Annotated in this window: 18 protein-coding genes; 10 read left to right on the plus strand and 8 right to left on the minus strand. The window is 46.5% G+C overall.

The features are described from left to right. The first annotated feature begins 9 nt into the window (after positions 1-9). Positions 10-1,956 (plus strand): tRNA uridine-5-carboxymethylaminomethyl(34) synthesis enzyme MnmG, encoded by a 1,947-nt coding sequence (mnmG, locus tag RIG66_RS33080; protein WP_446384228.1) that lies wholly within the window; start codon positions 10-12, stop codon positions 1,954-1,956. A gap of 87 nt (positions 1,957-2,043) precedes the next feature. On the opposite strand, the gene RIG66_RS33085 is transcribed toward mnmG, so the two are convergent. Beyond that, entirely contained in the window at positions 2,044-2,232 is a 189-nt protein-coding gene (locus tag RIG66_RS33085) for a heavy-metal-associated domain-containing protein (protein WP_006103988.1), read from the minus strand. A 297-nt stretch (positions 2,233-2,529) separates the two neighbouring features. Here RIG66_RS33085 and RIG66_RS33090 point away from each other — a divergent pair, with 297 nt between their 5' ends. Both RIG66_RS33090 and RIG66_RS33095 read left to right on the plus strand, forming a co-directional pair. Next, positions 2,530-2,853 carry a hypothetical protein gene (locus tag RIG66_RS33090; RefSeq protein WP_446384230.1) on the plus strand — a complete coding sequence of 108 codons (324 nt, stop codon included), beginning with the start codon at positions 2,530-2,532 and terminating at the stop codon, positions 2,851-2,853. A 251-nt stretch (positions 2,854-3,104) separates the two neighbouring features. Further along, positions 3,105-4,118: a GDSL-type esterase/lipase family protein gene (locus RIG66_RS33095; RefSeq protein WP_446384232.1), complete on the plus strand. Its 1,014-nt coding sequence runs from the start codon at positions 3,105-3,107 to the stop codon at positions 4,116-4,118. An 85-nt stretch (positions 4,119-4,203) separates the two neighbouring features. On the opposite strand, the gene RIG66_RS33100 is transcribed toward RIG66_RS33095, so the two are convergent. Further along, a complete protein-coding gene (locus RIG66_RS33100; RefSeq protein WP_446384264.1) occupies positions 4,204-4,404 on the minus strand; it encodes a hypothetical protein in 201 nt (66 codons plus the stop codon). 153 nt (positions 4,405-4,557) lie between these two features. Here RIG66_RS33100 and RIG66_RS33105 point away from each other — a divergent pair, with 153 nt between their 5' ends. Beyond that, on the plus strand, positions 4,558-5,346 hold the full coding sequence (locus tag RIG66_RS33105) for an LmeA family phospholipid-binding protein (protein ID WP_446384236.1): 789 nt from the start codon (positions 4,558-4,560) through the stop codon (positions 5,344-5,346). A gap of 179 nt (positions 5,347-5,525) precedes the next feature. Next, on the plus strand, positions 5,526-6,134 hold the full coding sequence (locus RIG66_RS33110) for a GerMN domain-containing protein (RefSeq protein WP_446384240.1): 609 nt from the start codon (positions 5,526-5,528) through the stop codon (positions 6,132-6,134). 174 nt (positions 6,135-6,308) lie between these two features. On the opposite strand, the gene RIG66_RS33115 is transcribed toward RIG66_RS33110, so the two are convergent. The 3 genes from RIG66_RS33115 to efp form a co-directional block, all read right to left on the minus strand. Continuing rightward, positions 6,309-6,662, minus strand: a complete 354-nt coding sequence (locus RIG66_RS33115) for an ArsR/SmtB family transcription factor (RefSeq protein ID WP_446384242.1) — start codon at positions 6,660-6,662, stop codon at positions 6,309-6,311. 94 nt (positions 6,663-6,756) lie between these two features. Beyond that, complete coding sequence (accB, locus tag RIG66_RS33120) at positions 6,757-7,296, minus strand: acetyl-CoA carboxylase biotin carboxyl carrier protein (protein WP_446384244.1); 540 nt, start codon at positions 7,294-7,296, stop codon at positions 6,757-6,759. Between the two features lie 146 nt (positions 7,297-7,442). Beyond that, positions 7,443-8,000, minus strand: a complete 558-nt coding sequence (gene efp / locus RIG66_RS33125; protein ID WP_446384246.1) for an elongation factor P — start codon at positions 7,998-8,000, stop codon at positions 7,443-7,445. Positions 8,001-8,316: 316 nt separating this feature from the next. Between efp and RIG66_RS33130 the strand changes: the two genes are divergently transcribed. The 3 genes from RIG66_RS33130 to thiL all read left to right on the plus strand — a co-directional run bounded on the left by RIG66_RS33130 (position 8,317) and on the right by thiL (position 11,101). Beyond that, positions 8,317-9,465, plus strand: a complete 1,149-nt coding sequence (locus tag RIG66_RS33130; RefSeq protein WP_446384248.1) for a peptidylprolyl isomerase — start codon at positions 8,317-8,319, stop codon at positions 9,463-9,465. Positions 9,466-9,620: 155 nt separating this feature from the next. Then, positions 9,621-9,917 carry a hypothetical protein gene (locus tag RIG66_RS33135; RefSeq protein ID WP_446384250.1) on the plus strand — a complete coding sequence of 99 codons (297 nt, stop codon included), beginning with the start codon at positions 9,621-9,623 and terminating at the stop codon, positions 9,915-9,917. Positions 9,918-9,937: 20 nt separating this feature from the next. After that, a complete protein-coding gene (thiL, locus tag RIG66_RS33140) occupies positions 9,938-11,101 on the plus strand; it encodes a thiamine-phosphate kinase (RefSeq protein ID WP_446384252.1) in 1,164 nt (387 codons plus the stop codon). A 602-nt stretch (positions 11,102-11,703) separates the two neighbouring features. Here the strand turns inward: thiL and RIG66_RS33145 are convergent. Continuing rightward, on the minus strand, positions 11,704-12,057 hold the full coding sequence (locus RIG66_RS33145) for a hypothetical protein (protein WP_446384254.1): 354 nt from the start codon (positions 12,055-12,057) through the stop codon (positions 11,704-11,706). Positions 12,058-12,351: 294 nt separating this feature from the next. Here RIG66_RS33145 and cobA point away from each other — a divergent pair, with 294 nt between their 5' ends. Next, positions 12,352-13,881, plus strand: a complete 1,530-nt coding sequence (gene cobA, locus RIG66_RS33150; protein WP_446384266.1) for a uroporphyrinogen-III C-methyltransferase — start codon at positions 12,352-12,354, stop codon at positions 13,879-13,881. Here the strand turns inward: cobA and RIG66_RS33155 are convergent. After that, positions 13,872-14,078 carry a hypothetical protein gene (locus tag RIG66_RS33155; RefSeq protein ID WP_446384256.1) on the minus strand — a complete coding sequence of 69 codons (207 nt, stop codon included), beginning with the start codon at positions 14,076-14,078 and terminating at the stop codon, positions 13,872-13,874. The genes cobA and RIG66_RS33155 overlap by 10 nt on opposite strands. Here RIG66_RS33155 and RIG66_RS33160 point away from each other — a divergent pair. Next, a complete protein-coding gene (locus RIG66_RS33160) occupies positions 14,077-15,309 on the plus strand; it encodes a hypothetical protein (protein WP_446384258.1) in 1,233 nt (410 codons plus the stop codon). The genes RIG66_RS33155 and RIG66_RS33160 overlap by 2 nt on opposite strands. A gap of 16 nt (positions 15,310-15,325) precedes the next feature. On the opposite strand, the gene RIG66_RS33165 is transcribed toward RIG66_RS33160, so the two are convergent. After that, positions 15,326-15,548, minus strand: a 223-nt coding sequence (locus RIG66_RS33165; protein WP_446384260.1) for a Uma2 family endonuclease, incomplete at its 5' end; no start/stop codon positions are given.

The following is a 15,548-nucleotide window of genomic DNA, read 5'->3' on the forward strand; positions in this document are numbered from 1 at the left end:
ACACTAACCATGACCACACATTCCGCCGTAGATTTCCAAGACGCTTTTGATGTCATCGTTGTCGGTGCTGGACATTCTGGCTGCGAAGCGGCACTAGCCGCCGCCCGTCTGGGATGTCGCACTATGCTACTTACCCTGAACCTGGATAAAATTGCTTGGCAACCTTGTAACCCTGCCGTGGGTGCGCCAGCTAAATCCCAACTCGCCCATGAGGTAGACGCCTTGGGGGGAGAAATTGGTAAGATGGCAGACCGGACTTATCTCCAAAAGCGAGTACTCAATCAGTCGCGTGGACCTGCGGTTTGGGCGTTACGGGCGCAAACCGATAAGCGGGAATATGCGGCGGTGATGAAACGGATTGTCGAGAACCAGGAGAATTTGGTTATCCGGGAAGGGATGGCGACGGATTTAGTTCTGGGTGCGAACGATGAGGTTATCGGTGTTCAGACTTATTTTGGTGTAGCATTTGCCGCCCCTGCGGTTATATTAACTACAGGAACGTTCCTGGGTGGATGTATCTGGGTGGGGAATAAATCGATGTCTGCTGGGCGCGCGGGGGAATTTGCGGCGGTGGGATTGACGGAAACGTTGAACCGACTGGGGTTTGAAACGGGACGCCTGAAGACAGGAACTCCGGCGCGGGTGGATAAGCGATCGGTGGATTACAGTAAAATGGAACCCCAGCCTGGGGATGAGGTGGTGTCTTGGTTCAGCTTTGATCCAGAGGTGTGGGTGGAACGGGAACAGATGAATTGTTATATTACTCGTACCACGGCAGAAACTCATCGGTTGATTCGGGACAATCTGCATCTGTCTCCAGTTTATGGGGGTTGGGTGGATGCAAAGGGACCCCGTTACTGTCCGAGTATTGAAGATAAAATTGTCCGGTTTGCAGATAAGCAAAGCCATCAGATCTTTATTGAACCGGAAGGGCGAGACATTCCCGAACTCTATATCCAGGGATTCTCGACAGGATTACCAGAGAAGCTACAGTTGCAAATGTTGCGATCGCTCCCTGGATTAGAACACTGTACAATGCTACGTCCAGCTTATGCGGTGGAGTATGATTATCTACCCGCAACCCAGTGTTTTCCCACGTTAATGACCAAAAAAATCGAGGGGCTATTCTGCGCTGGACAAATTAATGGAACGACAGGGTACGAAGAAGCCGCAGCCCAGGGTATTGTGGCGGGGATTAATGCGGTACGCTATGTGCGACATCAAGAGATGTTGGTGTTCCCTCGTGAGGAAAGCTATATCGGTACATTAATTGATGATTTATGTACGAAAGACTTGCGAGAACCCTACCGGATGCTAACCAGTCGTTCCGAATATCGCTTACTCCTGCGTTCCGATAATGCCGATCGCCGTCTGACTCCCTTGGGACGAGACATTGGCTTAATTGATGACCGCCGTTGGCAACTTTATACTGAAAAACAAGCGAATATTGCGGCGGAGAAGGAACGACTCCAGACAGTACGGATCAAGGAACATGAGGAATTAGGCGTTGCGATCGCGTCGGATACTCAGCAACGGATTAAGGGTTCGATTACCCTGGCTGAATTGCTGCGTCGTCCCAAATTCCACTATGTCAATCTGGATCACTACGGATTAGGGAACTCCAGTCTTAACCAAGCTGAACGAGACGGTGCGGAAATTGATATCAAATATGCGGGATATCTGCAACGCCAGCAAAATCAGATTGATCAAGTGTCCCGTCAAAGCCAGCGACGATTGCCAATAGATCTGAATTATGATGCCATTGAAACCTTATCCAAGGAGTCTCGCGAGAAACTCTCCCAGGTTCAACCCCTGACAATTGGTCAAGCCTCTCGTATTGGTGGGGTGAATCCAGCCGATATTAACGCCTTACTGGTGTATTTGGAAGTGCGATCGCGCCAATCAGCACATCCTTCAAAGTCCCAAATTCCAACAGCATCAGGAATTTCTGGGTAATTCGACTAGATCCCCAAATGTAGAGACGTTGCCTGCAACGCCTCTACAATTTATAAAAAACAGAGTTCTATAATGCCAGAATCAGTATTATTCCACCTGATGCCCCACAGAGGTAATGACTTGTTTAATTGACTCCTGAGACGCCTCAGTTTCCACACTAACCGTCTTATTTGCCACATCAACATCGACTTTCGCTTCAGGTTCGTGGGTACGAATCCCTTCGCTGATGGTTTTGGCGCAAGCATCACAAGCAATACTCGGAACGTTGAATTTCATTGCTGCCATCGTGTAGATTTCACTCCAGGTTTTTATTCAATCTATCATTATAGCGAAGTGCTGCTTTTTGTTTTTCATTCTAAAGTATGAATTTTTTAAAAAGCTTAGGGGACAAATTTTATTTATTTTCACGCCATCTTTTTTGAGAATTTATATCTTTTATGAAAAAATAATACCTGACAAAATTTACGATAATTGACGTAGTATTTTTTACGCTTATTCTCGTATATATTTCTAAACAAAACACCTTTAAACTGTGTCAATATATTAAGTGAAACCGTTCGTCCCACATCAATCATGCCAAAACTTTCTGCCTTATTCACCCGTCCTCAAGTGAACTCATCTGGAGAGGATTTGGGAAAGAAAATTAACTCTCTGAGAAAATCATCTAAATTGCAGAAAATTTTTTCCCAGAATGATATTGACGAAGCGTTAACCGAGCATAAATTCCTGGAAAAATGGATCGAGGACAATCAAACAGAAGTCAACAATGCTTTACAAACCATACAATTGTCGATGAATAATCTATTCGTTGCTATAGGCTTTATCAATTCCATCGAGGCAACCCTGAGAAAAGCTGTCATTATTGCTTTTTTGCGAGATCAAGATATGCAAAAGTGATATCATAGCAAGTTCCATTCAAAGATATAACTTTCCCTCCCCCTGCTTCCAGACGTGCCATGGCACGTCTCTACATTGCTTCCCCTGCTTTTCCTATGTCCTAACCTTAGAGCCTAGCGCTATAGACAAAATTAAACTTAATTGAGATGGGGAAACAGGGAACAGTGAAAACCCTCCTGCCTTCTGCCATATATTCCTGATACTCTGGCAAATTCCTGTCAAAGGAAAAAGAGAGAGTAATGGAATGTACCATGAGCGATCCGTATTTACTAGCAGCCAGTCTGCTTACCGTAGGTCCCGTATCTGCACCTCCGCCACCGCCACTGGTTCCCAACCTGTTCGAGAATTTGTCGGCTTTATTGGCTTCTGCTAAAGCTGATCAATCGCACTCCGTCGTCACTCAACCGATTATCCCTGGGGTGGAAATCCCTGGTGTTGAGTTTAGCTCATCACCATCGGTTAGTAGTAGCCACTTTAGTGCCACCACGAATCAAGCGCTGACTACTAACTCTATTTCCCCTAAACCTCAATCCCCGGTTGTCTCACCTAAATCGGGAACCCAACTCTATTACCAACGATTAGCCGCATTAAATAGAGGTCAAACCTATACCCGCCTCCCGTCTAATAGTTTCCAGTCGGTTTGGAGTAAAGCGACACTAGCTAAACCCACTCATACTCAATGGAAACAGCTACTTGCAGAAGAAGCGAAAGCGATGGCGAGGGGACAGGGGAATAATCGTCTGTCTATATTAGTGGGCGATTCCTTGAGTCTTTGGTTTCCTACAGCCAACCTACCTAGCAGTCAATTTTGGCTGAATCAGGGGATTTCTGGGGAAAACTCTAGCCAAATTCTGGAACGACTCTCGGCTTTTTCCCAAACCCGACCCGATACAATCTATGTCATGGCTGGCACCAACGACTTGCGTCAGGGCGTTCGCGATCGCGTTATTCTCGATAATACTCGTCAAATCATCCAGCGTTTACGCCAAAACCATCCGCAAGCCCAAATTATTGTTCAGTCTATTTTACCCACACGATTAAGCGCTATTCCCAGCGATCGCATCCGCAACCTGAATCAACACATCGCCGCGATCGCACAGCAAGAAGGTGCAGGCTATCTTAACCTGCACCGTTTGTTTGTGAATAATCAGGGTCAAATGCAACGGGAGTTAACCACTGATGGGATTCATCTCGCCAGACGTGGCTATGGTGTGTGGCAAGAGGCTTTAAACTATGCCGATGCTTTAATTTTGGCGAGTCGTTAATTATTGGTCTTATGTCATTGGTCTTATGTCAAACAACCGAGCGAAGTGAAGGGTCAACACTCACCACTCAACACTCAACACTCAACTAAACCGCCTGTCGAGACGCTAGCTTTTCCACGGTGGCTTGGGTTTGCTGTAACAACTGCTCTCGGCTATCTACTGCCTTGGTGAGAGTCGGGACTAAATTCCGGGCTTGTAACGCCATGTGTAGCTGAAGCTGAGCCACGTACTCACTAATATCTTCATGAACAAAGTCGTTGGTGGTTTGAGCAGAACGCAAATCCAAAATGTCCTCCTTTCCTAAGGCTGTGCTTTTCGTCAACACCTCATTGAAGGTATCATGCCTATGGCAATCGGCTCTCACTCTGTAATAAAACTGCAATAAAGTTTAAAGATTTAGGGGTTAAATGTTAAGTAATATAAACAACTCAACGGAAATATGGAATTTTTGAGCATCCTCCTATCGGCGTTACTCACGCTGGTTTCCCCTCCGGGCTTAATCATCGATCGCGTGGTGGAAAATGTCCTGAGTTCTCAATTGGAGAGAGTTGAACAGCTTGATGTGCGGATTGACAATACCCCGAACTACCGAGCATTGCAAGGAAAACTCGAACAAGTCCGGATTGCGGGTCGAGGGTTATGGTTAACGCCAGACATTCGGATTGATGTTCTAGAAGTCGAAACTGATCCGATTAATCTGGATATCAACCGTCTGAGACAGGAGGGTCAAACGTCGCCCTTAGCCTCGTTACGTCAACCGTTACAAGCGGGGGTGCGTCTGGTTTTAACCGAATCAGATCTCAACCAGATGCTTCAGTCTCCTAGAGTTGCTGCAAAATTACAACAACTTGGTAGTCGTCTCTCCAGAGATACCGCACAGCGTTACCAGTTTCTCAATCCTCGATTAGAGTTGCTGGGAAATAATCGCCTGCGTTTCCAAGTGGATGCGGTGGAAGGGAATCGTCAATCCCTAGCCATTGTGGTGGAATCCGGATTGGGGATTGAAGCCGGACATCGCTTGCAACTGATTGAACCCAAAGTAACCGTTGACGGTCAAGCGTTACCGTCTCGCCTGGTTGAAGGCTTCGCCAAGGGAATAAGCGATCGCGCCAATCTCCTTAGCTTGGAAGATGCTGGGATTACGGTCAGACTCTTACAATTAGAGATAGATAATCAGGATCTACAGATAGCCGCATTTGTTCGAGCTGATGTACCGCAAGGAGACTAGGGTGTCGGTTCAGTCAGAGCAATTGGTGGTCTATGTAGGGGCGGGTTTTACCGCTAACTTATGGCAAAAACTGATAACGTAACGAAACCTGTCCTACTAGGTCAAAAGTCAAAGACTAGAAAAATTATCACATTTTTTTCTAATCCTATAAACATTGAACGATTGGAAAGGTAAAAACTATGCAAAATCCACAAGATACACGTCGTATTCCCACAAGTTTGATCGCTGGTGTTTCCGTGGCGATGTTAGCCGCCGCTGGTGGAGGCGCTTGGTGGGCTTGGAATACGATTACCGCCTCACCCCCCCAATCGGAAGTGCCTACCCTCTCCCAATCGCCCCAAGACACGCCGCCCGCGACTGAACAAAAGGTTCAAGTGTATTGGGTTGATGCTGTCAATAATCAAATTGAACTGGTTCCCAGTTCCATTACCGTCGAAAATGCTGATAATCCATCTGAAGTGTTAGAGAGGGCATTCCAGCAATTATTGTCTGGACCTGAGCAGCAAGCGGTAGCCTCGGCAATTCCCGAAGGAACTGAGTTACGGAATCTTTCGATCAAATCTGACGGAGTACATCTAGATCTATCTGAAGACTTTACTACAGGGGGTGGCAGTACTTCGATGCAAAGCCGCCTCGGACAAATTATCTATACAGCCACCAGCTTAGAGCCGGATGCTCAAGTCTGGATTGATGTGGAAGGAAAACCCCTCGAAGTCTTAGGAGGTGAAGGGTTGATCGTCGATCAACCGATGACTCGCCAAAACTTTGAAACAAACTTTCAACTTTAAGGTCAAACAACCATGATTAAAGTTGAGCATGAGGACAAGGAAACAGGGAACGGGGGAACGGGGAACAGTAAGGTTTTGACGCTTGTTAATAGTTCTGAGTACAGTGAACAGAATTTATGTCCAGGTACTTAGATCGCCTGTTCAGTTCAGTTTTTGGACAAAAAAATTCCCCTTCTATCCTTTGTTCGTCAAAGTAAAGTTCCGAAAATGGCGGGCTTGTTGTTCGATGCGGGTAGCGAGGCGATCGCATACTAAATTACATAGGTCAAAAATCAGCTCATCTTCTACCTTGTAGTAGGCAGATGTGCCTTCAGTGCGGCGGCTGAGTATTCCCGCCTGTAGCATCACTTTCAGGTGCTTAGAGACATTTGCCTGACTCGTCTCTGTAGCTTCTACCAATTCTTGGACACATTTTTCACCTTCTCGGAGTAAATTGAGCAGGCGCAGGCGCATGGGTTCGCTTAAGATACTAAAATACTCAGAAACTTGTTGGACGACCTCTTGAGGGACTGTTTTTACGCTTGGCATCGGTCTAACCCGAAATTAGGTGATCATCAAATTTTAGCCTATTTTTGGTCAATTGATAACAATAGAGTAATCATCAATCCTTTACATCGCTCATTTACCCTGTATTGATCCGCATCAACGGTTGACCATATTCAATCGGTTCGCCATTTTCGACCAAAACTTCCATCACTTGTCCGGATATTTCGGCTTCAAGTTCATTCATCAACTTCATTGCTTCAATGATACAGATAGTTTGACCCACGCGAACCTGATCGCCAACTTCCACATAAGGGGCGTCATCTGGCGATGGTGCCCGATAAAATGTACCGACCATCGGCGATTTCACCTCTTCCCATTTTGACTCCCCTCCTGGAGACGGTGTAGCTGAAGCTGTTCCCGTTTGAGCCGATGGTGCTGGTTCAGGTGTGGGTGTGGAAGTGGGAGGCGGCGGGGGAGCCATTCCAACCACCGCTGTTCCCAAGCTGGACGCCACAGGGGTATCTGTTCGACTCACTGTTGAGTCGCTAGGAGGACTGGCGGATAATCCTTTACGTACCGTCAGTTCAAAGTCATCACTTTTCAATATCACTTCCGCAATATCGGTTTGAGCGATCGCGGTTAGCAGTTCACGGATTTGGTTGAAGTCTAATGGCACAACTAAATTAGAGAGATAGGAATTCCGAAAAAATTCAAGGTTAGAGTTCTACATGATACCTCAGGCAGGATTGATCACGATTTGAGCTGGGCAAAAGCCGTGTTTGGATATTCACCTTAGCTGTTGATTGATTGGTTCAGATCCATTTACTCGCGACCGAGATAGGAATCGTTACGAGTATCGATTTTAATTCGCTCACCGACGGAAATAAACAGCGGTACCATGACTTGCGCTCCGGTAGACACCGTAGCGGGTTTAGTGCCACCTGTCGCGGTATCACCTTTGACACCCGGATCAGTCTCCACAATTTCCAGCACTACGGAGTTGGGTAACTCCACTTCCAGGACTTGGTCATTCCACGTCACCACATTGACTTCCATCCCTTCGGTGAGATACTTGACGCGATCGCCAATTTGGTCTTCATTGAGACGATTTTCCTCAAAGGTTTCCATATCCATGAAGACCAATTGGTCAGCATCTTTATAGGTATGTTGCATAGTGCGTTTTTCTAGGATGGCTTGGGGTACTGTTTCCCCAGCCCGAAAGGTTCTGTCCATGACATTACCCGTCTGAACATTTTTCAGCTTGGTGCGGACAAATGCCGAGCCTTTTCCAGGCTTGACGTGGAGAAACTCCACCACCCGCCACACCGATCCTTCCAATTCAATCGTGACACCCGTGCGAAAGTCGTTACTTGAAATCATTAGTCCTCAAGGGTTGGGGAATAGTGTACGCAAGATATTGTAGCTGGCATTGAGGTCAGCATTAAACGTAACGCCCACATCAGACTTGTCAAACCCCTAATTCGCGACGGCTGACGGCTTCCGCATAACTTTGGGCATAACAATCGGCACTTTATTGTACCCTTGTTGAGGAACATCCCATAGATCGGGGGGCAAGGGAGGTATTCGCGCTCGGACGTTTTGGCACGGACACCCCGTATGGCAAGATGAAGAATATCTGTTTCAATGCTGTAAGTTAGCCTCAACCTAATGGTATTCAGCCTTAGGCGATATGTTTATGCGACCTTTAAAAATTCTCAAGCTCGATTGGTGCCAACGTCTGCTCAAAACCAGTTTTGTGGCGCTGCTACTGGTGACACTCTCTGTAAGTTTAAGCGGTGCCTGGTGGAATTTCGGTAATGATCAACAACCACCTGCGCGAGAAAGTCGCTTGGCGCAGGGGAATGCGATTACTGATGGCAAAGCCCTACTGCGGTATGCTCTGCCCATTGAGAATCAAGCGGTGCGGAACGTGCAAGCAAGTCTCGAAGATATTGCCACTCAGTTACGGGGAAAGCGCTGGAGTCCGATTAACCGGGATATCACCAAAGCGGATGTAATTTTGAGCAATCGCCCGGAAAAAGTGCTGGCTGACATCCCAGAGGAGCAAAAACCGCAAGCTGAAGCGATCATTACCACCATGAGAAATGATATCGTTTCACTCCGAGAAGCAGTTGAAGCCAAGGATAAAGAAGCCGTCTGGATTGAGCGAGGCAAAATCCTTGACAAGGTGGGCGAACTAGAACGAATGATGGTCAAGGGATTTCCTTTTGAAGTCCCCTCAGAGTATAGTAATTTACCTCAACTCAAAGGTCGCGCCACGATAGAGATAGCCACGAATAAAGGGGATATGACCTTAGTCGTTGATGGCTATAGCGCCCCGGTTACGGCGGGTAACTTTGTTGATTTGGTGCAACGGGGTTTTTATGATGATCTGGCAATTACCCGTACTGAAGACTTCTACGTGCAAACCGGTGATCCACCTGGACCCGAAGAAGGATTTATCGATCCCAAAACAGGTGAATATCGGGCGATTCCCTTTGAAGTGTTAGTCAGGGGAGATGAGGAACCCATCTATGGTATGACCTTAGAACAGGCGGGGATTTATTTAGATGAACCCGTGCTTCCTTTCTCCGCTTACGGTGCTGTCGCCATGGCGCGTCCAGGAGATGATCCCAATGGGGGTTCGTCTCAGTTCTTTTTCTTCAAGTTTGATAGTGAGTTAACCCCTCCTGGTTTTAATGTTATGGATGGGCGTTATGCGGTCTTTGGTTATGTTGTTGAGGGGAAAGACGTATTGGACAAGCTAGAACTCGGCGATATCATTGAGTCAGCTACAGTTGTTCAGGGCGCTGATAATTTGGTTGAACCCGACGTTGCCGCTTAAGTACAATGGCACGCTCAATAAGCCGTTTGGAATTGCCAAAACCCTTGATATCCCTTAGGGTGGGCAATGCCCACCAGCCTCATCTGAGCGTGCCATTCAGGTTAAGGTAAGGATCAACGGTTTGTTTCCTGTTCCCTATTCTCTGTTCCCTGAATATGCCAATTATTGACTTGCTATTGGTGATCACTTTAGGTGTTTTAGGCATCTTGTTCTTGCAAAGAGCCACCCGAAGTCAACAAAAGCAATTAGAGGAAACGTTTTATCAGTTATTAGAAACGGAAAATAGCTGTATTTCTCTGATTCAGTTGGCTGCAGCCGCTAGGGTTGAACCCGAAATCGCACAGCAGTATTTGGAACACCAAGTTCAGGTGTTTAATGCTATCCCAGAAGTTGATGCGGATGGAGATACCTACTATCGCTTTCCGAAACTGCATCGGCGTATGAATGAATAATGAAACCCATAAATTGACAAATGAGCAATGATGTAATTAGAGATATTGGAGAACAGGGTGTTTTAAAACGATTACAGCGCTTTTGTCCCTCAGATATTGTGGGTGATGATGCGGCGATTATGCCAAATCCAGAACCGGGGCAATTATTAGTGGTGACAACCGATGTCTTGGTGGATGGAATTCATTTTAGCGATCGCACGACGTCGGCTGAAGATGTGGGTTGGCGTGCGGTGGCGGCAAATTTATCGGATTTAGCTGCAATGGGTTCATCGCCTCTGGGGATTACGGTTGGCTTGAGTCTTCCGGGTGATGTGGCGGTGAGTTGGGTTGAACGACTCTACCAAGGTATGTCTGAGTGTTTACAGCCGTATCATACGCCCATTGTCGGGGGTGATGTTTGTCAGTCGCCGGTGATTACGGTATCGATTACTGCATTTGGTCAAGTCTTACCCCAGCGCGTTATGCGTCGTTCTAATGCTAAAGTTGGCGATGCGATCGTGGTGACAGGAGTTCATGGTGCATCACGAGTTGGGTTGGAATTATTGCTGAATCCGGAATTCGGCAAAGACTTGAATGAAAAAGAGCGATCGCGTCTCATCCAAGCCCACCAACGCCCTCAGCCAAGACTAGATATCTTACCTCAACTCTGGGACATTATCGCCTCCCAATTTCCAATCCTCAATAACAACCCGGTTCCTAATCAACCTAATAATCAGGGCGGGTTTTGTACAAACGCTACTATTGATAACCAAAAAAAAGTCCCTAAACCCGCCCCTACAAACCCGGTTCCTGATCAGCCTAGCGTTGGCTCAATACTCAACACGTCTCCAATCCCCCTAACCGCAATGGATAGCAGCGATGGACTAGCGGATGCGATCGCCCAAATCTGTCGAGCGAGTGGGGTGGGGGCTTTGGTGGAACGGGATGCGATTCCTCTCCCCTCCGTATTACCTCAGCTTGCTTCCTCAGAACAAGTTTGGGATTGGGTTTTGTATGGGGGTGAAGACTTTGAACTGGTGTTATGTTTGTCTGAACCATTGGCTCAGGTATTTGTCGAAAAATTTGCAGCCGGATCAGCAATTATTGGTTCCATTACATCCGGTACGGAGGTTTGTCTCCGGGATAGTACAGGAAGGTATGCGGATGAATTATTAACCCTAAGTCGAGGATTTCAGCATTTTTGAAAAAAATCTAGACAATTCGATTAGTTTTTGATACTATTATTTCATAATGGGAAAATGTGCGCCCATATATATAAGCTGTTCCTGATAATCTGTAACCGTTCTCGGTTTGCCATTCCTCCTCGCTACCCATTCCCCATTTAAATGCATGACAGCTTACAGCGCTTTTCAAGTAAGTGAGGTACACAGACAGATCCCCGACTTCTTAGAGAAGTGGGGGATCTTGCTTAACTGAAATCTGCTGTATTGTTGGAATTTCATCAACTACTTAAAGCTATAGCAACCGCCATAGCGGTTAGGACACATCATTTCTGTAGAGACGTTGCATGCAACGTCTCTACAATGGTGCCGAAAGTCCTAATCGATGTGTCTACTGCTATATAGCAATCCTAAATAGGGTGTGAAAAATCAAAAAATAGAAAAAAGTTTTGAAACTCTTTCCCATTGCCCATTGCCCATTCCCGAAAATTATCAGATTTTTGGACACGACTCAAATAGGATTGCTATAAATGGACAGTCCACGAGTCCGCGCAGGCGGACTACCCTTCGGGAAGGCTTCGCATACATTTGTGTAGCAGCGATTTCAATCGCCTCCTCAAAAGGCTCTAATCGTAATCAGCATCTTCCATGTCTTTAACCGCTTTGTTAACATCTTCTGCCATAGCCGGTCCTGACTTAGAATCTTGAGATTGCTCCATCTTTTCTTTATTCGCTGAGCCTTGAACCGTATTCGTACTGTTATTCGCCTCCGCTTGCACCTGTTGCATCGAACGCGGTTCTTGTTTCACGACTTGCTCAGCTTTCTCAACAATTTCGTCTAGGGTGGTGCCACCTTTATCAGAGCCACCTACAGCCGCCGCTGGCAAAGCATTGGACAACAACAAAACTGTACACAGTGAAGCGACAATGAGAAAACGCACTGGACGTGCAGAAAAGAGTTTTTCTCGAATAAATTGCATAAAATTGGTTTCCTTTTCGTTCGACATTCTATTTTACCACTCAGATTCACCGGAAGACACTCTACTCATATAGAATTATTTTAATTTTTTATCACCTAGCTTAAAAATAGAATATATCCTCAGGAGGATGTGTTTACGAAAACAGTTTAAAATTGGAGAATGGTTCACCCCAATCAAGAATCCCGAATCAACAATCAACAGGCAGCGGACAGCTTTTATCCTGATTCTTCTAGACGTGGGCGTTCTCGACGCCCTTTGGGTAAAGTGTATCTCGTCGGTGCTGGACCCGGAAGTATGGCATACCTCACCCTACGGGGGCAACAGATTCTCCGTCAAGCGGAGGTATTAGTCTATGACGCTTTAGTAGAGGCCCAACTTTTACAATTAGTCCCAGCAAATTGCCGCCAGTTTGATGTGGGAAAGCGAGGGGGGCGTCCCTCAACTCCGCAAGCAGAGATTAATCAATTGTTGGTTGAACAATGCCAACAAGGGAAGCAAGTCGCCCGTTTAAAAAGTGGTGATCCCTTTATCTTTGGTCGGGCTACATCTGAAATTCAAGCGTTAACCGATGCTGATTGTGCCTTTGAAGTCGTACCGGGGATTTCCTCTGCCCTAGCTGCACCGTTACTGGCAAATATTCCCCTGACTGATGCAGTTTTGAGTCGCTGTTTTACTGTCCTGACGGCACATCAACCCGAAGCCTTAGACTGGGAAGCATTGGCACGAATCGATACTCTGGCTATTTTAATGGGTGGGCGTCATTTAGCCACAATCGTTCAGCAGTTACAGCGTTATGGCAAATCCTATCAAACCCCTGTGGCGGTGATTCGGGCTTGTGGACAGACTCAGCAACAGGTTTGGGTGGGAACCCTGTCCAGTATTGTTAAGCAAACAGCGGGTGTCTCCCTGTCTCCGGTGGTGATTGTCGTGGGAGAAGTGGTAGGATTACGAGACTATCTGCGATCGCACCAACAATTACCCGTTGAGTTTACCCCAAAACAAGAGACAATAGGCGAGGACATTAATAAACGTAGTTTCCCGCAGATGCTTCAGGGTCAAACAATCTTAGTCACTCGTTCGGCGCAACAGTCGAGTACATTTCGAGACTTGTTGGAGAAAGAAGGCGCAACGGTGATTGAAATGCCCGCCTTGGTGATTACACCGCCGTCGAGTTGGGACGCCTTAGATCAAGCCATTACTAATTTATCCGATTTTGATTGGTTAATTCTCACCTCAAGTAACGGCGTTAAGTACTTTTTTGAACGATTGCTGACACTAGGAAAAGATAGTCGTGCGTTATCCGGCGTCAAAATTGCTGTTGTGGGCAAGAAAACGGCGGCGAGTTTAAAGGAACGGGGATTACATCCAGATTTTATTCCCCCAGATTTTGTCGCCGATTCTCTAGTTGAACATTTTCCGGAACCCTTGGCGGAACAAACTATCCTGTTTCCGCGTGTAGAAACTGGGGGACGAGAAGTTCTAGTCAAAGACTTAACTGCCCAGGGTGCTACTATTGTGGAAGTAGCAGCCTATCAGTCAACCTGTCCAGGGGAAATAGCACCCCCAGCTTCGGCAGCGTTGCAAAATCATACCGTCAATATTATTACCTTTGCCAGTTCTAAAACCGTCAAAAATTTTAGGAAGCTTTTGGACAAAAACAGTAATCATCCACTCTCGCTTTTGGAAAATGTCTGTATTGCCTCCATTGGTCCACAAACCTCTAAAACTTGTCAACAACTCTTAGGGCGAGTGGATGTAGAGGCTCAACAGTATACCTTAGAAGGGTTAATCCAAGCCATAGTACAATGGGTAAATCAAACATAAAATTGCATTCTGGAAACCGCAGCCGCACTAATTGCCATAATTCGCCAGAGATTCAACGCCCCCAGCAAACCGCTTACAGGCGTCCAAACACGACTGGATAAGAATTTCCGTTGGTTGTAATTGAACCAACGTACCGCAATTGGCGACGGAATATAGCTTCTAATGCTACCCTGAACGAAAAAGTCAGCAGCAGCCATGATGACAGAGCCAGAACTCGAACAGACGACAGCAACACCTGACACACCTGACACACCTGACACACCTAAAAAGCCTGAACCACCTGAACCACCTGAAACATCGGATACATCTGAAACATCTGAAACATCTGACACACCTGAAAAATCTGACACACCTGAAAAATCTGATGCTCCTGAGGAGGAAACAAAGGAATCAGAAAATGATGGAATTATCTTCCAAGCGATTGGAATCGTCGTCGGTGATGTTAGCTGGTCAGACGAGGGGCGGGCTATGCTTACTATGGCGGGTCGAGACTATCCCTTGTTTTATACCTCTCGATTACGCAAGGCTTTCAACGCTCTGAAACTGGAAATCAAAAACACTGGCGAAGCGACTCAACGATTAATCGTTTACCCCAGAGTCATCCACTTTCCTCAGCGCACTAAGTCGCATCAGATTTCCTTTCAGTTGGTAGGATTCTCGAAAGGAGAACCCGATGGTGTTGCGGCACAATTGGACGATTTTGAGTTTCAGCTTCGTGGCTTGTGGCAATTTATACCTGTTTGTCGAGGACCCGTTGTCTCGATTTTCCGTAATTTCAATCGCGATCGCTTAGACTATATCAAACAAGCTGAACCAGCGCAAAAGGTGAGATTTATGAAGGCGTCTCACCTACCGTTGATGTGGAAAGATTCTCCGGTTAAGCCATTCCGATTCAATCCCAAAACCCCCAAAGAGGAGCAAGGACATCCGGCATTTATTCAAGTCAAGGCTAAATTTTTGCCCACTCGGAATCTTTTTGAGTTTGATGCTCTGTTAGCACCACCCTTGGATAAAGCACCTAAGTTTTTGAAGGCGTCGAAGGCGGACAAGACAGCCGTACAGCAGGAGAAACGGCAGAATAAGTCACCGCAGAAGCCGAGTACGGGAAGGCAGAAGCCAGAAGGTAAAGAACAGCAGTCAGAAGGCAAAGAGCAGAAGCCGAGTATAAAACGGCAGAAGCCATACAAAAAGCCGAAGGTAGAAGCCAAAGAGCAACAGCCTAGTACAGATGAGCAGAAGCTAGAAGCCAAAGAGCCGAAGGTAGAAACGAAAGAGCAACAGCCTAGTACAGATGAGCAGAAGCCAGAAGCCAAAGAGCCGAAACCTACGACAGAGGAGCAGAAGCCAGAAGCCACAAAGCCGAAGCCAAGTAAAGTGAGGAAGAGAGTAAAAGCCAAGGAGCAGAAGCCAGAGGACAAAACCGAATAAGGTTTATGGTATCTGCTTAAGCAAGCGTATTATCTACATACGTAGATAAACTCAAGTTAAATCCGGGTAATAGGGTTTCCCCCGATAATTCTGTCGGAAGATTTCGCATTTCTACTGGCTGTCCCCGGCGATAAATTTCCACTTGCTGCTGTTGGGGGTTAATTAACCATGCCAATTGCACTCCAGCATCCATGTATTCTTGCATTTTGTCACGCAAAAGTTGCAAATCGTCTGTGGCT

Origin of the sequence: Coleofasciculus sp. E2-BRE-01 (genome assembly GCF_040221695.1) — a bacterium.
Taxonomy (GTDB): domain Bacteria; phylum Cyanobacteriota; class Cyanobacteriia; order Cyanobacteriales; family Coleofasciculaceae; genus Coleofasciculus.